Source organism: Micromonospora sp. SH-82, assembly GCF_051132485.1.
GTDB lineage: Bacteria > Actinomycetota > Actinomycetes > Mycobacteriales > Micromonosporaceae > Micromonospora.
Genome location: NZ_CP148049.1, coordinates 2,890,471 through 2,908,027, shown reverse-complemented (window position 1 = coordinate 2,908,027; position 17,557 = coordinate 2,890,471). Strand labels below are relative to the sequence as shown.

Below are 17,557 nucleotides of genomic sequence, written 5' to 3'. Positions count from 1 at the left end.
CGGACGCCACCGATGCGACCACGGACACCGCTGCGACGCCCGGGACCACCGCAGCCTCGGACGCCACCGCGACGCGGGAGACCACCGAGGCCACCCCCGTCGTCGAGGCCACCCCGGCCGGGGCTACCGCCGTCGACGGCTCCCCCGCGACTCCACAGGCCGACGAGACGACCGCCCCGGAGGCAGCAACGGCCCCGGAGACGGCGGCCGCGTCGGAGACGAACATCCCGGAGGCGGCCGCGTCGGAGACGAACGCCGACGAGACCGTCGAGTCGGCACCGGTCGCCGAGGCCAAGCCCGCTACCAACCCGGCCCCCCGGACCCGTACCCCCGCCAAGGCCGGTCGGCCTGCGAAGAAGTCCACCCGGGGCGGCCGGTCCGGCACCCGCCCCTGACCTGTCCATCCCCGGACCACCTGAACCACCCGAACCCGGTGGCCTGCGTGCGGGCCACCGGGTTCGCCCCTTCGGCGGGCACGTGTTCGGCGCAGCGCCGTCCCGGTGGCCCCTCGTCACCGGGCGGGGCCGGGGCGGCGTGGGGTCAGCGGTACAGGGTGTGGTGGGCGGATCGGATCAGTCGGGCGTAGGCGGCACCGGTGAGAGCACGGTCCCGGGCCACCGCGGCTCGGGCGGCGTTCGACCCCGGTGCCCCGTGTACCCCGCCGCCGGGATGCGCCGACGCGCTGGCCAGGAACAACCTGTCGATCGGGGTGTCCGCCCGACCGAGGCCGGGGATCGGGCGCAGGAACAGCTGCTGGTACGCCGCCGCCGTACCGCCGCCGATCGTCCCGCCCACCAGGCTCGGGTTGTCCCGTTCCATGTCGGCCGGTCCGGCCACGTGCCGCCCCACGATCAGCTTCCGGAACCCGGGGGCCGCGTCCTCCATCACCTGTTCCATCCGGGTGACGTGCTCGGCGATCTCCTCGGCCCGCCAGTTCCGGCGGAAGGGCAGGTGGGTGTAGGCCCACAGCGACTCGGTCCCCGGAGGTGAGTGGCTCGGGTCGGCCACCGTCATCTGCCCGGCGAGCAGGAACGGCCTGCGGGGGACCTTGTTCCGGGCCAGCTTGCCGGCGTAACCGGTCAGCCCGTCGAGGTCCGCCCCGAGGTGTACGGTGCCGGCCCCGGCCAGCGCCGGGTTCGCCCACGGCACCGGCGCGGAGAGCGCCCAGTCGACCTTGACGGTGGAGCCGTCCCAGCGGAAGTGGGCCAGATCCTCGACCAGCCGGGGCGGCAGCGCCGCCGCCCCGACCAGGTCCAGGTAGAGGGCGGGGGCGGGAACGTCTGCGACCACCGCCCGACGGGCCCGCCACAGGGTCCCGCCGTCGGTGCGTACCCCCATCGCCCGGCCCCGGGCGACGAGCACCCGGTCCACCCGGGCCTGGTACGTGATCCGGCCGCCCCGCTCGACCAGCCGGGCGAGGAGGGCGTCGGTGATCCGTTGTGCCCCACCGGCCGGCACCGGCCAGCCGATCTGCTGGCCGAGCATGGCCAACAGCCAGCCGTACACCCCGGAACCGGCGTCGTCCGGGGAGAGGTCGGTGTGCAGGGCGCAACCGGCGAGCAACGCCGGTCCACCCACCCCGTCGAAGAGTTCGTCACCGAGTTGGCGGACCGGCACCACCAGTCGGCGGGCCAGCCGCAGCGCCCCACCGACGTGCAGTCGACGCAGCAACGCCGACCCGCCCCGCACCGGGGGGAAGGGGCTGGTGATGGTGTCCAGCATCGGCCCGGCGACGGTCGACCAGTCGGCGTACGCGTCGTGCCAGCGGTCCCCGTCCCCGGGGGCGAACTGTTCCAGGGAGGCGGCGGTGACGTCCGGATCCCGGTTCAGCAGCGCTGCCCGGCCGTCGGGGAAGAGGTGGGCGAGGACGTCGGGGGCGTGTCGCCAGGCCAGGCCGTACCGGTCCAGGTCGAGGCGGCGCAGCACCGGTGAGGCGTACCCGAGGGGGTAGAACGAGCTGTAGAGGTCGCTGAGGTAGCCGGGGGCGGTGACCTCGGCGGAGCGGACGGCCCCACCCGGTACGCCGGTGGCCTCCAGGACCATGACGTCCCAGCCGGCGTCGGCCAACAGGTTCGCCGCCACCAGGCCGTTGTGTCCGGCGCCGACGACGACCGCGTCCACGGTCTGGGTGGGGGAGGTCATCGGATCCGGCTACCCCCCGGGCCACCGGGCGAAACGTGTTTGTCCGGCCTGGGCCGGGGCATCCAGCGCCGCATGTACCGGGTTGAGCAGCTCATCGGTGGAGTGTGGGGCGCGGGTGGGGACGGCGGCGACCTGGCGGTCACCGACCCGGCCGACGGGAGGCCGGTCAGCACCGTACCGGTGGCGACGGCGGACGAGGTGGCGAAGGCCGTCGCTGCGGCGCGGGGTGCCGCGCCGGGCTGGGCGGCGACCGATCCGGCGCAGCGGGGCGAGGTGCTGCGTCGGGCCGCCGACGCGGTGGCGGCCGTGGCGGAGGAGCTGGCCCACGCCACCACCGCCGAGATGGGCAAGCCCCTCGACGACGCGCGCGGTGGCGTCGCGGCCGGGGTCGGGACCCTGCGTCAGTACGCCGAACTCGGCCCCCTGCGCGGCGGCCGGACGCTGCACGGTGCCCGCAGCGCCGTCGACCTCATGGTGCCCGAGCCGAGGGGTGTGGTGGCAGCGATCACCCCGTGGAACGATCCGGTGGCCGTCGCCTGCGGGTTGCTCGGCGCGGCCCTGGTCACCGGCAACGTGGTGGTGTTCAAGCCGAGCGAGCGGAGTCCGGCGACCGGCTGGTTGCTGGCGCGGGCCCTCGACGGTGTCCTGCCACCCGGGGTGCTGTCCCTGCTGACCGGCGGGGCGCAGGTGGGGGCGGCCCTGGCGGCCCAGGAGGTGGACGTCGTGGCGCACGTGGGTTCGACGGCGACCGGTCGGGCCATCGCGGCGGCGTGCGTCGGCAGCGGGGCGAAGGCCCTGCTGGAGAACGGCGGGAGCGACCCGCTGATCGTGGACGCCGGGATCGACCCGGTCTGGGCGGCCGAGCAGGCCGCCCTCGGGGCGTTCGCCAACGCGGGCCAGATCTGCGTGGCGGTGGAGCGGATCTACGTCCACCGGGACCTCGCCGAGGACTTCGTCGACCTGCTCGCCGAGCGCGCCGGGGCGCTGCGGGCCGGACCGGGCCGGGACCCGGACACCGAGTTGGGTCCGCTGGTGGACCGGCGGCATCGCGACCACGTGCACGGGCAGGTCACGGCGGCGCTGGCCGAGGGGGCGCGGCTGCGGGTCGGCGGCACCGTCCCGGACGGGCCGGGGGCCTTCTATCCGGCGACGGTGCTCACCGACTGCGCCGACGAGATGGTGGTGGTCCGGGAGGAGACCTTCGGTCCGGTCGCCCCGGTCGTGGTGGTCGACTCGTTCAGCGACGCGCTGAAGCGGGCGAGCCGGTCACCGTACGGGTTGTCCGCCACGGTGCTCACCGGTTCGATGAGCCACGCCCAGCGGGCCTGTCGGGAGCTGCCGGTCGGCACGGTGAAGGTCAACGCCGTGTTCGGTGGTGCCCCCGGTGGCGCCGCCCACCCCCGTCGGGGCAGCGGGCAGGGCTTCGGCTACGGCCCGGAGCTGCTCGACGAGCTGACCGCGACGAAGGTGGTCCACCTCGCCGCACCGGCCGGGGGCCACTGGTGATCCCCCGGCGGTGGGTCAGCGGGAGCGGGCCTTGCGCGTCTGCCTGTCGTTGGCCTTCTGGATGGCTTTGACCAGTTCCGCCTTGGTCATCGTGGACCGCCCCTTGACGTCGAGGCTGCGGGCCACCTGCATGAGGTGGTCCTTGGTGGCGTTGGCGTCCACCCCACCGGCGGTGGGAGCCCGTCGGGCCGGGCCGCCGCCGGCTGCCTGACTGTCGCTGGGGCCCTTGCGTCCCTTCGGCTCCCAGTGGTCGCCGACCTTCTCGAACTCGTGCTTGACGGCGGCGAAGGCGACGCGGTGCGCCCGCTCCCCCTCGCCGTACGTCTCCACCGCCGAGTCGTGCGTCTTGACCCAGGTACGCTGGGCCTTCTCCGGGGAGCGTCGCAGCGTGCTCGGCAGTACCTCGCGCCCGGGCATCTCGTCCTCCTCCGTGTCGGGTCCTGACCTTTTCCCGTTCCCCGGACCGGCCGGGTCAAACGCACCGGCGTACCGGCGGAGGGTTTTGCGACGACGGGGTCGGGGTACCGGCGGGCGATCGAGCCGCCGGCGACGACGGCGATCCGCCCGGCCGTCGCGGCCGGGCAGCAGGGAGCGGGCATGACGGCGACCACGGAACCGGTCGGGGAGGACACCGAGTCCGCTGCGGCGGCCCGACTGTCGGCCCCCCGGCGGATCCGGCAGTTGAACTGGCGGACGTGGCGTGGGGTGCTGGTCCGCAGCGGGCAGAACTTCCTCAAGGACAACTGCGTCGACCTGGCCGCCGCGCTGACCTACTACGGGGTCCTGGCGTTGTTCCCCTCCACCGTCGTGGTGGTGGCGTTGGTCGGCCTGGTCTCCGACGGGGAGCAGACGGTGGACACGGTGCTCGACCTGGCCCGGGAGATGGGGGCCGGGGCGATCGTGGCCAACGACAGCTTCGTCGAGGTGGTTCGGGGCGTGGTCGACCAGCAGAGCGGGGCCCGGGTGTTGCTGAGCTTCGGCCTCGTCGGGGCGCTCTGGTCGGCGTCCGGGTTCATCAGCTCGTTCACCCGGGCCGCCAACACCATCTACGGGGTGACCGAGGGGCGGCCCTTCTGGAAGCTGCGCCCGTTGCAGATGGGACTCGCCGGGGTGGCGCTGATCCTGCTCGCCCTGGTCGCCACCGGGCTGATCGTCAGCGGTCCCATCGCCGACGCCGTGGGTGACCTCGTCAACGCGGGCGGGCTGGCCGTCACGGTGTGGAACGTCAGCAAGTGGCCGCTGCTGGCCCTGATGCTGATGACCCTGCTCTCGTTGCTGTTCTGGATCGCGCCCAACGTCCGGCAACCCCGGTTCCGGTGGCTCACCCCCGGCGGGGCGGTGGCCCTGGTCGTCTGGGTCGTCGTCACGTTCGGTTTCGGTCTGTACGTGTCGAACTTCGGCTCGTACGACGTCACGTACGGCAGCCTCGGCGCGGTGATCGCCTTTTTGGTGTGGCTGTTCATGTCCAACTGCGCGTTGATGCTGGGCGTCCAGATCAACGCGGAGTTGCAGCGGGGCCGCCGGTTGCAGGCGGGCGAACCGGACCCGGACGACCCGCTGTTGCCACCCCGTTCCCCCGTCGAGCCGTGACCGGTGATCGGTTCGTGACGCGTCGACCGATCTCTGTTTACCCGCAGTCACCCCGGGTAGCGCTAGGGCATGGAACGTGGCAGCAGCAAGCACTCGCCCCGAGTCGACGACCAGATGAGCCAGGAGGTCGAGGGCCTGGTCCAGGGCCCCGGCACTGCCGGTTCCCGGGTTGACGAGTTCCGTCAGCCCGAGCCGGCGGGCGAGGACCAGCCGGAGGCCACCACGGCACCGGCGGGGGACCTGCGCAGCGGCACGCCCCAGGGGATGACCTCCACCGACGTCGAGCAACGTAGCCGCCTCGGTCGGTTCATCAGCCTGTCGGCACTGCCCGGTGACAGGGCTTCCCTGCTGCAGAACGCGCGGGACAACAACGCCCCGGAGGACATCGTGTCGGCGCTCGAAGGACTGCCCGCCGACACGTCGTACCAGACGGTTTCCGAGGTGTGGGCCGCGTTGGGCCACAAGAACGAGACGACGCGCTGGTGAGGCGGATCGCCCCCGATCCCGACCGGAATCACCGGCGCTTGGCGGAGGAGAGCTGATGAGTGGCGTTACCGAGCATGTCGACGTGGCGGTCCCGATCCGTACCGCGTACGACCAGTGGACGCAGTTCGAGGAGTTCCCGCACTTCATGGAGGGTGTCGAGGAGGTCCGCCAGGTCACCGACACAATGACCCACTGGCGGGTCGAGATCGCCGGGGTGACCCGGGAGTTCGACGCGGAGATCACCGAACAGCTCCCTGACGAGCGGGTCGCCTGGCGGTCGACCGGCGGCACCCAGCAGGCCGGGGTGGTCACCTTCCACCGGCTGGACCCGGAGAACACCCGGGTCACCCTGCAACTGGAGTTCGAGCCGCACGGTGTGGTGGAGCAGGCCGGGGACAAGCTGGGCGTCGTGGACCGGCGGGCCAAGGGCGACCTGGAGCGGTTCAAGAAGTTCATCGAGCGCCGGGGGCAGGAGACCGGAGCCTGGCGCGGAGAGGTCGAGCGTCCACGACCGTGACCCCGCCTGTTTGCCGGGATGCCCGTCGGGTACCGCTGATGGCATGACGGAGAACGACGGCAGGGTGTGGCGCGACGAGGACCGTACGCCGTTGGAGGAGTTGGACCGGGCCATCGCCCGGTCTCCGGTCGACGGGCAGTCCGACGACGTCACGGGTAACGACGCCGGCGCGGAGGCCGAGTTCGGGCACGGGCCGGAGGCGGTGGACCGGGGCGCGACGACGGCGGACCGGCGTCGGGAGATGACCGACGAGGAGCGCGCGTACCGGCCGTCGACGATGGGACGGACCGGCCCGGACAGCATGTGACGACGCAGGTGACCCGGACGGATCGAGCCCGTCCGGGTCACCTGCGTCGGGACGCCGCCGTGTGCAGGGCGACCAGGGCGACCGTGAGCACCACCAGGGCCGGCCCGAGCCACTCCACGCTGTACCGACTCAGGAGCACCCCGATCCCGGCGGGCAGCAGTGACACGCCCAGACTGGAGGCGCCGATCTGGATCCCGATGGTCCGGTCGGCGTGGGCCGCCCCGACCCGTTCGGCGGTGGTGAGGGTGAGCAGCGGGAAGACCGGTGCGGCGGTGAACCCGAGGACGACCAGGCCCGCCACCGCCACCCAGGCTGGTGCGGGCAGGGCGATCAGCCCCGCGCCCACCGCCATGCCGTACAGGTTGGCCCGCAGGACCCGGGCGGCACCGAGCCGTTCGGCGAGGACCCCCTGCACCAGTCGTCCGACGAACAGGCTCCCCCAGTACGCCGAGACGCAGATCCCGGCGACCGCCGCGCCCACCCCTCGTCCCTCGGTGAGCAGCAGGTACGCCCAGAGGCCGGCCGCGGCCTCGACGCCCACGTACAGCATGAACGCCAGCGTCCCGAGCCACACCGCGGGCAGCCGGAGGGTCTCCCCGACCGGCACCGGTGCGGCAGGGGGCGGCGGCGTGGAGTCCCCGGCCACGCCTGCGGTGGTGTCGGACCCGTGCCGCCAGGCCCTGATGGTGAGGGCGAAGGCCGTGGCGAGGGCGAGTTGGGCGGCGGCGACAGTGGCGTACCCCCACCGCCAGCCCAGACCGAGACTGATCGCCGCGGTCATGATCAACGGACCGAGCGCCACGCCGAGGCCGAAGAAGGCGTGCAACCAGTTCATGTGTCGCGGGCCGAAGGCCGCCGCCGCGTACGCGTTGAGCCCGGAGTCGATCGCCCCGGAGCCGATCCCGAGCAGGAACGCGCAGCCGATCATCACGGCCAGCCGGGGCGAGAGGGCGTACCCGGTCAGGGTCAATCCCGCCAGCAGGGTGCTGCCGGTCAGCAGCCGACCGATGCCGAGCCGGGCCAGTGTGAAACCGGCGAGGACACCGGAGGTGAGGTAGCCGGCCGCGCCGACGGTGAGCAGGATCCCGACGGCCTCGGTCGGTACGCCGAACTCGGTGCGGATCGACGGCCAGCCGACGCCGAGCAACCCGTCGGGGAGGCCGAGGCTGACGAAGGCGAGGTAGGCCAGCAGGAGCAGGGCGGGGCGGGGTGCGCCGGCACGGGTGGACACGAGCGCCCATCCTGCCGTAGAAGGTCCGGTGAGGGTGCCCCCTCGACCTGCTCCAGCGCCGACCGGAGCATCGAGGGGCGTCGACGATCACCGTCGATGAGTGACCCCGCCGTCACTGGAACGAATGACTACGCTCGCCGCCACCGCCGAGTGGACAAGATTTCCCGAACGTACGGGCACAAGAACGGTCAGCCCATCTAGAATCGGCCGATCGGGGGACGGCGAACGGGGCATCGCGCGCAAGACTTTCGGAATGCAACAGGGTTCCGGCTTTCTCACCGTTCGTCAGCGGCGGCTCGCCTGGCTCGGCTTCCTGCTCGCCGCTGTCCAGGCCCCGGTCTCGGCCCAGCTGGTCGCCGACGGCTCCTGGTTGTTCAGCATCTGCGTCGCGCTGATGGTGGCCACCGTCATCATCGCCGACGACGCGGCCCGCCGCCGTCCGGCGGACGCCCGCCCCGGCGACTAGGCCCGGGGCCTGCGGGCCCGGTGCCCGGTTGTCGCCGAATCGATCCCCCGGCCGTAGGCCGGCCACCGGCGTGGTGGACCCCCCACCCGCCGAGTGGACGAGGTCGACGGGGTGCCGGGTTGGTTAGCCTCGGTTTCCATGCGCCCGCCACCCGACGATCGGACGACCTCCGGCACCGCCATCGGTTCCGCCCGATCCGCCCTCACCGAGTTGACCGCCTCCGTGGGCACCAGCGGACTGACCGAGGCCGGCACCCGGCCCGGTCTGCTCGCCCTGGTCGACCAGCACGCGGCAGCGATCAGGGACAGCCTCGACGGTGACCGTCGGCCGCTGACCGCCGCCGCCCTGGCCGGCTACGCCGAGGGGGTACGTGCCGCCGCGCTGGAGCAGGACGGGTTCCTGCCGCTCGGGCCGGTGGACTGGTCCGAGCCGGACTGGTTGGTCCTGCGCCTGCTCGGGGTCTGCGCCCTGGCCGACCAGCTGCCCCGGGGCCGGACGCCGAGGGGCTAGCCACCCCCGGACCGGACGCCGAGGCGCTGGTCACCGGCCGGACGCCGAGGCGGTCGACGGGTGTCCGGGTCCCGTCGAGACGACCACCGGAGGACGTCCACGCCCGGTCGGCGCGAACATCCCCCGGCGGTCGCCCACCGAACGGCCCTACCGCGTGTGCTCCTCGGCCCGGCCGAAGGCCTGCGTCGGCTGTCCGGCACGGTCGGCCATCTGCCGCTCGTAGTCGCTGCGCCCGGCGTTGCGGGCCTGCCGGTGTTCCCGGACCGCACGCGCCTCCTCGGAGGCCCGGTCCAGCCAGCCGTCCCACCGCTGCTGCATGGGCCGGACCAGACCGCCGCCGACTCCGATGATCAGGATGCCCGCCACCGTGGCGAGGACCGCGATCAGGACCGGAGTGGTGACGGTGGTGGCGATGCCCACCTGGTTCAGCGCCGCGATCACACCGAGCGCCAGGATGAACACGGCGGTCACGTCGGCCAGCACCCGGCCGTACGACAGCCCGCCCAGCGCACCGCTGACCAGGTCCCGTACCGCGTTGGCGATGGCGGCGGCGATGACCACGATGACGATCGCGACGAAGGCCCGTGGCAGCCAGGCCACCACGCCTCGGATCAGGTCCGAGATGGCGTTCGGTCCCCACACGCCGAAGGCGAACTGCAGGGTGAACAGCAGGACGGCGTAGTACGCCAGCCTGGCCAGGATGTCGCTCGCGTCGTACCTGGTGCGTTCCAGGGCGCGTCGGATGCCGCCTCGTTCGACCGCCTTGTCGAACCCCACCCGCTCCAGCACCGCATCGACGATTCGTAGGACGGCGCGTGCGATGAGCCATCCGATCACGAGGATCGCGATGAACGCGATGGCTCGTGGGACGAAGGTCAGCACCGACCTCCACAAGTCGGTCAGGGCGGTACCGACGGCGTTCTGCGCCCCGACCGCGAGGGTTTCCCGCATGATGTCCCTCCTGTCGCATGGACTAGCGCGGGCCGCATACCCCCTCGATGCGGCAGCACGCCGGACGGTGCCCCCCGATTTTCCCGACATCCACCGACAGGGCGGCCCTGACCAGGGCAGACGGCGATCCCTGCACCGCCCGGGGAGGGTCGACCATCGATCGTCGCCACCATGATCAACGACAGCTCCGCCGTACTACGGATAGGCTGCGCACATGCCAGGCACGGTCGGGCGAGTGCCCACACCCGCAGCTCCCGTTCCGGGGGCCCGGACCGCTCACCGCACGGCGTCGGCGATCCCCGGCGGTCCGTGGGGCGTGCTGGGTCCGCCGGAGTCCTGGGACCCCGCCGTCCGTGCCGTGGTCGACGTCGTGCTCACCTCCCCCGTGCCGATGGCCCTGGCGTACGGCGAGAAGCTCCTGCTCCTCTACAACGACGGGTACGCCGAGCTGATCGGCGGCCGACACCCGGAGGCGCTGGGCCGTCCGGCCCCCGAGGTCTTCGCCGACGTGTGGGGGATGCCCGGCGTCGGTGACGTCATCGAGCGGACCTACCGGTCCGGCGAGTCGTTCCTGGAGAACGAGACCCTGCTGCCCTTCGACAGGCGGTACGAGCACGGTGCCGAGCAGGCGGTCTTCACCAGGGGCTACTCCCCCGTCCGGGACAGCACCGGAGAGGTCGTCGGGGTGCTGACGGTGGCGGCGCAGACCACACAGGTCACCAACCACCTGTTGAGCCTGAGCGAGTTCGCGGCCGCCCTGGCCGGCACCCTCACCCTCGACGACGTGGCCCGGGCCACCCTCCGGTACGCCACCGAGTCGTTCGACGCCGACCGGGTCTCCTTCGCCGTCGACGACGGCACCGGTTTCCGAACCGTGCGGCGGGTCCGGGGCGAACTGCTGGACGAGGCCGACGAGCGGCTGCCCCCGCTGTGGCGGCGGGTGGCCGGGGACTCGACGGCCCCGCTGCTCGTCGCCGCCCGTACCGGCGTGCCGGTCTTCACCCCGGACGGTCAGCCGCTGCGCGAACACGCAGTGGACCGGCACGACCAGAAGGTCCGCGCCCTGGCCACCGTCCCGCTGCGCAGCCTGGTGGTCCGGGGCGGGTTCGCCGTGGGGTACGAGACCGCGCACCACTGGTCCACCGCCGAGCAGGCCCTGCTGTCGGCGTTGGCGGAGCTGATCGGCCAGGCCGCCGAGCGGGCCCGCCGGTTCGAGACCCAGCACGGGACCGCCCAGCTCCTGCAACGGAGCATGCTGCCGGAGCACCTCCCGGACCTGCCCCGGCTGCGCATCGCCGCCCGGTACGCCCCGGGTGTCGACGGCAACGCGGCCGGGGGCGACTTCTACGACGCGTTCCTGCTCCCCTCGGGCCGCCTCGGTGTGGTCCTCGGTGACGTCGCCGGTCACGACGTCCAGGCCGCCGCCCGGATGGGGCAGGTCCGGGCCGCGCTGCGGGCGCTCGCCCTGGCCGACCCCCGCCCGGACGTGGTCCTCGCCGGCCTGGACCGGCTGGTCGCCAGTCTGGGCGCGGAGGCGGACACCCAGGAACTCTTCGTCACGGTGGTCCTCGGCGTCGTCGACGCCGACGACCTGTCGGTCACGCTCGCCAGCGCCGGGCACCCCGCGCCGCTGATCCGGCGCTGCACCGCCGATGGCGACTCGACGGCCGAGTACGTCGACCTGCCCCCGGGGCCTCCGCTGGGGCTGGGGGGACGGTTCGCCACCACCACCGTCCGCTTCGTTCCCGGGGACACCCTGCTGTTGTTCAGCGACGGCGTGGTGGAGCGGCGTCGACAGAGCCTCTCGGCCGGGTTGGCCCGCCTCACCGAGGCGGTCGCCGAGGCGGGCAACGGTGACCCCCGGGCCCTCTGCGCGGTGGCCAGCGGCGCGGTGGACGACGCGACCGAGGACGACGTCGCGGTGCTCGCCGTGGAGTACGCGTTGCGGCCGAGCCGGTCGGTGAGCATGGAGGTGCCGGCGGAGCCGACAGCACCGAGCCGGGTCCGCCACTGGATGACCGCCCAGCTCACCGAGTGGCTGGTCCCGGAGCAGGTCATCGGGGCGGCGGTGCTCTGCACCAGTGAACTGACCACCAACGCCCTGCTGCACGCCGGGACCGCCGCCCGGGTCGAGATCGACCTGAGTGCGGAGCGGCTGTTGGTGTCGGTCTCCGATTCCGGCACCCGGGGTACGGTGACCCGCGCCCGGACCGACACCCTGAGCAGCCGGGGTCGGGGGTTGGGACTGATCGAGCAGCTCAGCGACGCCTGGGGCACCGACCCGACGGTGCGGGGGTCGACGGTCTGGTTCGAGATCCTGCTGCCGCCGGGGTGACCCGCGCCGCCGGTGGCGGCCCGCGCGGGATGCCGGGTCTGACCGGTACCGCCCACGCCCGGACTCCCCGACCGCCCTCAGGCGGCTGGTGACGCCCTCAGGCGGTGGCCGGGCGCAGTCGGGCGGCGAGCGCCCGGCCGAGTTCCCGCCCGGAGAGCCAGGCGCTCTGCACCCGGGGCTTCCCGGCGAAGGCGTCCCCGGCCAGCCCGATGCCGTCGTCGTCGAGGTGGTGGTGCTCGGTGCGGGTGGCAGTCGGTGCGGCGAAGGTCCACCGGTGCACGTACACCTGTCGGGGCCGCTCGGGTAGTTCGAGCAGGGCGACGGTGGCCTGGGCCAGCGCGGGGCCGGCGGCGGCCGGGTCGGTCAGGTGCCGGGCGGCGTACTCGGGGGTGCTGTGTGCGACCAGGACGGGTGCCCCGTCGCCCCGACGGTCGCCGTCGTCGCAGACCAGCCGCAGGAGCGGGTGTTCGTTGACGAAGGCACCGTGGAAGTCCGGCCACCGCCGGGTCGGGAAGTGCAGGGCGGCGGCGAGCACCGGTGACCACCGTCGTCCGCCGACCACCCGGGTCGCCGCGGCCAGCGCCGGGTCGAGCAGCCGGGCCGCCTGCGGGTCGGGCATGGCCAGGACCACGGCGGCGTACGGTTGCCCGTCGGCGGTGGGGCCCGGTCCGACCGAGGTGACCGGCTCCTCCAGGGTCACCGGGAGGTCCCGGGCCAGGTGGGCGACGAGGGAACGCAGCCCGGCGGGGGCGGCCCACCGGAGTGGACCGGGCACGGCCCGGCGGCCGTCCGGACCGTACGCGAGGAAGGTGTCGGTCCACCTCCGGACGAGTCCGGCGGCGTGCCACCTGTCGACCACGTCGGCGAAGTCGGGGTCGTCGACGGTGAAGTACGCGGCCCCGAGGTCCACCGGTCGGCCGTCGAACCGGCGGGTGGCCATCCGGCCGCCGGGGACCCGGGCGCGGTCTCGGACCCGCACCCCGATCCCGGCCTGGACCAGTTCCCGGGCGCAGGCCACCCCGGCGATCCCGGCGCCGACCACCAGTACGTCCGCAGTCACCTGATCATCGTATGCCGCAGGTGGCGGCCCTCGCCCGACAAGCGCTGGAGGTGACGGAGCGGACGACCGAGGGTGATCGAGGAGCCGGTCGACGTCGGCGCTGGTGTCGGATCCGGTTCTCTCGGAACTGTCGGAGGTCTTCACACGACGGCAACCTGCCCGTAGTTTTGACAGAATCGCGTGGGAGCGCTTCCAGGGGCAAACGTCGATATCTGTGATCGAGGAGCAGTGATGAGGAGAACTTCAGGTCTGGCCACGGCGGTCGCCGTGGCCGGTGCCGTCGCGGTGGCCGCGACCATCGGGGCGGGCGTCCTGACCCGGCCCGCGTCGGCCGCCGCCGACTCCGTCTTCTACGTCGACCCGGACACCCGCGCGGCGACCTGGGTCGCGCAGAACCCGAACGACAGCCGGGCGGCGGTGATCCGGGACCGGATCGCCAACGTCCCCCAGGCCCGGTGGTACACCACCACCAACACCGCCACCGTCAGGTCGGAGGTCTCCGCCTTCGTCGGCGCGGCGGCCGCCGCCGGGAAGCGGCCGATCCTCGTCGTCTACAACATCCCGAACCGCGACTGCAGCGGGGCGAGCAGCGGGGGCGCCCCCAACCACACCGCCTACCGATCGTGGGTCGACCAGGTCGCCGCCGGCCTCGGCGGTCGTCCGGCCACCATCGTCCTGGAGCCCGACGTCCTCCCCCTGATGACCAGCTGCCAGAACGCCTCGCAGCAGGCCGAGACCCGGGCCTCGATGGCGTACGCCGGAAAGGCGCTCAAGGCCGGGTCCTCCCAGGCGAAGGTCTACTTCGACGCGGGGCACTCGGCGTGGCTCTCCCCCGCCGAGGCCGCCTCCCGGCTCAACGGCGCCGACATCGCCAACAGCGGCGACGGCATCTCGGTGAACGTGTCGAACTACCGGACCACCTCCGAGGCGGTCAACTGGGCCAAGCAGGTGATCCACGCGACCGGGGTGTCCCGGTTGAAGGCGGTGATCGACACCAGCCGCAACGGCAACGGACCGGCCGGCTCCGAGTGGTGCGACCCGCCCGGCCGGGCGATCGGCACCCCGAGCACCACGAACACCGGCGACCCGGCCATCGACGCGCTGCTCTGGGTGAAGCTGCCCGGCGAGGCGGACGGCTGCATCGCCGGGGCGGGCCAGTTCGTTCCCCAACGGGCGTACGACCTGGCGGTCGCCGCCGGTCCGGTCACCACCCCACCGACCACCCCGCCGGTGACCACCGCGCCTCCGACCACCCCGCCGGTCACCACCCCGCCAGCGACCACCCCACCGGCCGGAGGGTGTGGGGTGACCTGGACCCCGAACAGCTGGACCGGGGGTTTCACCGCCGAACTGCGCATCACCAACCGGGGACCGGCCGTCAACGGATGGACGCTCACCTTCGACGTCGCCTCCGGGGTCCGGCTCAGCACCGGGTGGAACGGTGAGTGGAGCCAGTCCGGCAACCGGATCACGGTCCGCAACATCGCCTGGAACGGCAACCTGGGGACCGGGGCCAGCACCTCGGTCGGTTTCCAGGGCACCCACTCCTCCGGGTCGACGGTCCCCACGCCGACCGCCTTCACCCTGAACGGTTCGGCCTGCTCCTGAGCCGACCGGGTGCTCCCCGTCGACGTACGACGGGGAGCACCCACGGCACCGGCCCAGACCTCCGAGACGCAGCTCAGGCAGCCGGACCAGCCACGGCCGAGCGACTCGGGCATCGGCCCGGCGCGGCCGGGACGCGACTCAGGCGCCCTGGCCCTGGTTCTGCATCAGCCCGCCGTCCATGAAGTAGGTCGACCCGGTGACGTAGTCCGCGTCGTCGCTGGCGAGGAAGACGGCCAACCTGCCGATCTCCTCCGGCTCGGCGGCCCGCTTCCACGGGATGCTCTGCACCTGCTCGTCGAGGTACCCCGGATCGTCGATGGCCTCCTGGTTGAAGGGCGTGAGCACCATCCCCGGGCCGATGTTGTTGACGTTCATCCGCATCGGGGCGACCTCGAGGGCCAGGGTCTTCGCGAACTCCAGCAGTGCGCCCTTACTGGTGTCGTAGTCCGACCCGCCGGAGCGGGCCACCTCCTGGTGGATCGAGGTGATGTTGATGATCTTCCCTCGTCCGCCCTGGTCGCGCCGGTGCCTGACGAACCGCCGCGAGCAGAAGAACGCCCCGTACACGTTGGTCCGGATGGCCCGGTCCCAGGTCGCGGTGTCCAGGTCGGCGACCTGGACGCCCGAGGCGTCCACCCCGGCGTCGTTCATCAGGATGTCCAGGGCCCCGAACTCGGCCAACGCCGAGTCGAACATCGCCTCGACGTCGGACTCGTCGCTGATGTCGCCCTGCACCACCACGGCCCGCTGTCCGGCCGCCTCCACCTCCCGCCGGGTGTGCTCCGCGCCGTCGCGGTCGTGCAGGTAGTGCACGACGACGTCGGCTCCCTCCCGGCCGAACTCGATGGCCGTCGCCTGCCCGATCCCGGAGTCCGAGCCGGTGATCAGGGCGGTCCTTCCGGTCAACCGTCCGGTCATGCGCCTGCTCCCTTCCTCGGTCCCGCACCGGTCGGCACGGGCTGTCGCTGTGCGTCGGTGAGCTGCCCGGCGGCGTTGATCAGCCCGATGTGGGAGAACGCCTGCGGGAAGTTGCCCACCTGTTCGCCGTCACCGGGGTCGATCTGCTCGGCGAGCAACCCCAGATCGTTGGTACGGCCCGCCACCTGCTCGAACAGCAGGGTGGCGCGGTCGGTCTCCCCCGCCGACGCCAGGCAGCCGACCAGCCAGAACGAGCAGATCAGGAAGCCTGCCGGATCGCCCTCCCACCGGCGGACCAGCCCGTCGTGGCCCAGTCGGCGCTGGATGGCGTCCATCGTGGACCGGAATCGCGGATCGGTGGCGGGTAGGAAACCCACCAGCGGCATGATCAGCACCGAGGCGTCCAGTTCGGCGGAGTCGAAGGCCCCGGTGAACGCCCCCACCCGCTCGTCGAATCCGCGCCGCAGCACCGTCTCCCGTACCTCGTCACGGGCGGCGGCCCACCGGTCCACGTCGGCGGCGTCGCCGATCCTGGACCCGAACCGGACGGCCCGGTCCAACGCCGTCCAGCACTGCACCTTCGAGGAGACGTAGTGCCGGTCGGCGTCGCGCGCCTCCCACATCCCGGCGTCCGGCTCCCGCCACACCCGGGCCGCCTGGTCGGCCAGGGCCCGCAGCAGGTGCCGCACCTCGTCGTCCATCGGGTCCAGGTAGTGGCGCATCAGCCAGGCCGCGTCCAGCACCTCACCGAGTACGTCGTTCTGGCGTTGCCGCCAGGCGTCGTTCCCCACCAGGACGGGTCGGCTGTCGGCGTACCCGCGGAGGTGGTCCAGGGCGTGTTCGGTCAGGTCCCGCTCGCCCTCCACGCCGTACATGATGGGCACCGGTTCGTCGCCGATCAGCCCCATCGCCCGGGACACCCAGGCGAACTGCCTGTTCGCCTCGTCCGGGCAGGCCGCTCGCCAGAGGGCCTGAAGGGTCAGGCTGAAGTCGCGTACCCAGACGAACCGGTAGTCGTAGTTGCGGTCCCCGCCGATCTGTTCGGGAAGCGAGGTGGTGGGGGCGGCGACGACGGCCCCGCTGGGCGCGTACGTCATGCCCTGGACGACCATCGCGCTGCGTCGTACCTGTTCACGGTAGAGACCCTGGTAGTCGTGCAGGTCCGCCCAGGAACGCCACCCGGCGCTCGCGTCGGCCAGGACCGCGTCGGCGTCGGGGGTGGGTGGGACGTCACCGGAGTAGGTCGGGGCGTACCCGAGGGTGAACCGACGGACCTCACCGGCGCGGACCGTGAAGGCGGCGGTGGACGTCCCGTCGTCGCAGTGCAGGTCGGCTTCGCCCCGCAGCCGCAGCCGGGCCGCACCGGCGGTCGCCTCCACGGTGTCGCCCCGTCCCACCAGGTACGCGGTGACCCGGCCGTACTCGAACCGGGGTCGGTAGTCCATCCGCATCGACACCTCGCCGTACAGGCCTTCGACCACCCGGGCCAGGACGCCCGGCGAACGCCGCCCGATGTCGTGCCCCCGTGCGTCGGGGTCCAGGGCGAGCGCGTCGGTGACCGCCACCGCACCCCCGTCGGTGTGGAACACGGTACGCAGCACCAGGGTGTCGTCCAGGTAGGACCGTTCGCTGTGGTGACCGTCGGCGGGGTGGATCGACCAGTGCCCACCGGCGTCGTCGTCGAGGAGCCGGCCGAAGACCGACGGCCCGTCGAACCGTTCCGGGCACCACCAGTTCACCGAGCCGCCCCGGTCGACCAGGGCCGCGCTCCGCCCGTCGGCAAGGAATCCGTGTTCGCTGATCAGTCCGCTTCGCACGTGGCTGCCTACCCGGCGTCGGCGAGAAGCATTCCGGCCCGACCCGGGCCGATCCCGGCTCCGCCCCCCGGGTTACCTCTCCCGGCTGTCCGGGAAGGCCGCCGGTGACGAAG

General features: G+C 73.0%; 16 protein-coding genes. 9 read left to right on the top strand and 7 right to left on the bottom strand.

Features of this window, described 5'->3' with window-relative positions; all coding sequences use genetic code 11:
• Window positions 1-540: 540 nt before the first annotated feature.
• Window positions 541-2,142, bottom strand: a complete 1,602-nt coding sequence (locus tag WHN02_RS13355; RefSeq protein WP_434743609.1) for a phytoene desaturase family protein — start codon at window positions 2,140-2,142, stop codon at window positions 541-543.
• A 72-nt stretch (window positions 2,143-2,214) separates the two neighbouring features.
• Here WHN02_RS13355 and WHN02_RS13350 point away from each other — a divergent pair, with 72 nt between their 5' ends.
• Window positions 2,215-3,648 carry an aldehyde dehydrogenase family protein gene (locus WHN02_RS13350; protein WP_434743608.1) on the top strand — a complete coding sequence of 478 codons (1,434 nt, stop codon included), beginning with the start codon at window positions 2,215-2,217 and terminating at the stop codon, window positions 3,646-3,648.
• Between the two features lie 15 nt (window positions 3,649-3,663).
• Here WHN02_RS13350 and WHN02_RS13345 read toward each other — a convergent pair whose 3' ends face one another.
• A complete protein-coding gene (locus tag WHN02_RS13345) occupies window positions 3,664-4,065 on the bottom strand; it encodes a ChaB family protein (protein ID WP_434743607.1) in 402 nt (133 codons plus the stop codon).
• A 180-nt stretch (window positions 4,066-4,245) separates the two neighbouring features.
• On the opposite strand from WHN02_RS13345, the gene WHN02_RS13340 reads away from it, so the two are divergent.
• The 4 genes from WHN02_RS13340 (at window position 4,246) to WHN02_RS13325 (ending at window position 6,548) form a co-directional block, all read left to right on the top strand.
• A complete protein-coding gene (locus tag WHN02_RS13340; RefSeq protein ID WP_434743606.1) occupies window positions 4,246-5,238 on the top strand; it encodes a YihY/virulence factor BrkB family protein in 993 nt (330 codons plus the stop codon).
• Between the two features lie 69 nt (window positions 5,239-5,307).
• Window positions 5,308-5,724 (top strand): DUF2795 domain-containing protein, encoded by a 417-nt coding sequence (locus WHN02_RS13335; protein WP_434743605.1) that lies wholly within the window; start codon window positions 5,308-5,310, stop codon window positions 5,722-5,724.
• Window positions 5,725-5,779: 55 nt separating this feature from the next.
• Entirely contained in the window at window positions 5,780-6,241 is a 462-nt protein-coding gene (locus WHN02_RS13330) for an SRPBCC family protein (protein WP_350897387.1), read from the top strand.
• A gap of 43 nt (window positions 6,242-6,284) precedes the next feature.
• On the top strand, window positions 6,285-6,548 hold the full coding sequence (locus WHN02_RS13325; RefSeq protein ID WP_434743604.1) for a hypothetical protein: 264 nt from the start codon (window positions 6,285-6,287) through the stop codon (window positions 6,546-6,548).
• Window positions 6,549-6,585: 37 nt separating this feature from the next.
• Here WHN02_RS13325 and WHN02_RS13320 read toward each other — a convergent pair whose 3' ends face one another.
• A complete protein-coding gene (locus WHN02_RS13320) occupies window positions 6,586-7,779 on the bottom strand; it encodes an MFS transporter (RefSeq protein ID WP_434743603.1) in 1,194 nt (397 codons plus the stop codon).
• A 253-nt stretch (window positions 7,780-8,032) separates the two neighbouring features.
• Here WHN02_RS13320 and WHN02_RS13315 point away from each other — a divergent pair, with 253 nt between their 5' ends.
• Both WHN02_RS13315 and WHN02_RS13310 read left to right on the top strand, forming a co-directional pair.
• Entirely contained in the window at window positions 8,033-8,245 is a 213-nt protein-coding gene (locus tag WHN02_RS13315; RefSeq protein WP_434743602.1) for a hypothetical protein, read from the top strand.
• A 138-nt stretch (window positions 8,246-8,383) separates the two neighbouring features.
• Window positions 8,384-8,755: a DUF6401 family natural product biosynthesis protein gene (locus WHN02_RS13310; protein ID WP_434743601.1), complete on the top strand. Its 372-nt coding sequence runs from the start codon at window positions 8,384-8,386 to the stop codon at window positions 8,753-8,755.
• A gap of 147 nt (window positions 8,756-8,902) precedes the next feature.
• Here WHN02_RS13310 and WHN02_RS13305 read toward each other — a convergent pair whose 3' ends face one another.
• Window positions 8,903-9,706 carry a mechanosensitive ion channel family protein gene (locus WHN02_RS13305; RefSeq protein ID WP_434743600.1) on the bottom strand — a complete coding sequence of 268 codons (804 nt, stop codon included), beginning with the start codon at window positions 9,704-9,706 and terminating at the stop codon, window positions 8,903-8,905.
• Window positions 9,707-9,920: 214 nt separating this feature from the next.
• Here WHN02_RS13305 and WHN02_RS13300 point away from each other — a divergent pair, with 214 nt between their 5' ends.
• A complete protein-coding gene (locus WHN02_RS13300; protein ID WP_434743599.1) occupies window positions 9,921-12,041 on the top strand; it encodes a SpoIIE family protein phosphatase in 2,121 nt (706 codons plus the stop codon).
• Between the two features lie 97 nt (window positions 12,042-12,138).
• Here WHN02_RS13300 and WHN02_RS13295 read toward each other — a convergent pair whose 3' ends face one another.
• Window positions 12,139-13,101: an NAD(P)/FAD-dependent oxidoreductase gene (locus WHN02_RS13295; protein WP_434743598.1), complete on the bottom strand. Its 963-nt coding sequence runs from the start codon at window positions 13,099-13,101 to the stop codon at window positions 12,139-12,141.
• Between the two features lie 231 nt (window positions 13,102-13,332).
• Between WHN02_RS13295 and WHN02_RS13290 the strand changes: the two genes are divergently transcribed.
• Window positions 13,333-14,709, top strand: a complete 1,377-nt coding sequence (locus tag WHN02_RS13290) for a glycoside hydrolase family 6 protein (RefSeq protein ID WP_434743597.1) — start codon at window positions 13,333-13,335, stop codon at window positions 14,707-14,709.
• A gap of 138 nt (window positions 14,710-14,847) precedes the next feature.
• Here the strand turns inward: WHN02_RS13290 and WHN02_RS13285 are convergent, their stop codons facing one another.
• The gene (locus WHN02_RS13285; protein ID WP_434743596.1) at window positions 14,848-15,627 is read right to left on the bottom strand and encodes an SDR family oxidoreductase; all 780 of its coding nucleotides are present in this window, start codon (window positions 15,625-15,627) and stop codon (window positions 14,848-14,850) included.
• The gene (locus WHN02_RS13280) at window positions 15,624-17,444 is read right to left on the bottom strand and encodes a glycoside hydrolase family 15 protein (RefSeq protein WP_434743595.1); all 1,821 of its coding nucleotides are present in this window, start codon (window positions 17,442-17,444) and stop codon (window positions 15,624-15,626) included. Before WHN02_RS13280 ends, WHN02_RS13285 begins: the two co-directional genes overlap by 4 nt.
• Window positions 17,445-17,557 lie beyond the last annotated feature (113 nt).

Excerpts from the sequence above, each read along its gene's own strand:
- WHN02_RS13355 (WP_434743609.1), bottom strand. The coding sequence starts at position 2,142 with ATGACCTCCCCCACCCAGACCGTGGACGCGGTCGTCGTCGGCGCCGGA.
- WHN02_RS13350 (WP_434743608.1), top strand. The coding sequence starts at position 2,215 with ATGTACCGGGTTGAGCAGCTCATCGGTGGAGTGTGGGGCGCGGGTGGG.
- WHN02_RS13345 (WP_434743607.1), bottom strand. The coding sequence starts at position 4,065 with ATGCCCGGGCGCGAGGTACTGCCGAGCACGCTGCGACGCTCCCCGGAG.
- WHN02_RS13340 (WP_434743606.1), top strand. The coding sequence starts at position 4,246 with ATGACGGCGACCACGGAACCGGTCGGGGAGGACACCGAGTCCGCTGCG.
- WHN02_RS13335 (WP_434743605.1), top strand. The coding sequence starts at position 5,308 with ATGGAACGTGGCAGCAGCAAGCACTCGCCCCGAGTCGACGACCAGATG.
- WHN02_RS13330 (WP_350897387.1), top strand. The coding sequence starts at position 5,780 with ATGAGTGGCGTTACCGAGCATGTCGACGTGGCGGTCCCGATCCGTACC.
- WHN02_RS13325 (WP_434743604.1), top strand. The coding sequence starts at position 6,285 with ATGACGGAGAACGACGGCAGGGTGTGGCGCGACGAGGACCGTACGCCG.
- WHN02_RS13315 (WP_434743602.1), top strand. The coding sequence starts at position 8,033 with ATGCAACAGGGTTCCGGCTTTCTCACCGTTCGTCAGCGGCGGCTCGCC.
- WHN02_RS13310 (WP_434743601.1), top strand. The coding sequence starts at position 8,384 with ATGCGCCCGCCACCCGACGATCGGACGACCTCCGGCACCGCCATCGGT.
- WHN02_RS13305 (WP_434743600.1), bottom strand. The coding sequence starts at position 9,706 with ATGCGGGAAACCCTCGCGGTCGGGGCGCAGAACGCCGTCGGTACCGCC.
- WHN02_RS13300 (WP_434743599.1), top strand. The coding sequence starts at position 9,921 with ATGCCAGGCACGGTCGGGCGAGTGCCCACACCCGCAGCTCCCGTTCCG.
- WHN02_RS13290 (WP_434743597.1), top strand. The coding sequence starts at position 13,333 with ATGAGGAGAACTTCAGGTCTGGCCACGGCGGTCGCCGTGGCCGGTGCC.
- WHN02_RS13285 (WP_434743596.1), bottom strand. The coding sequence starts at position 15,627 with ATGACCGGACGGTTGACCGGAAGGACCGCCCTGATCACCGGCTCGGAC.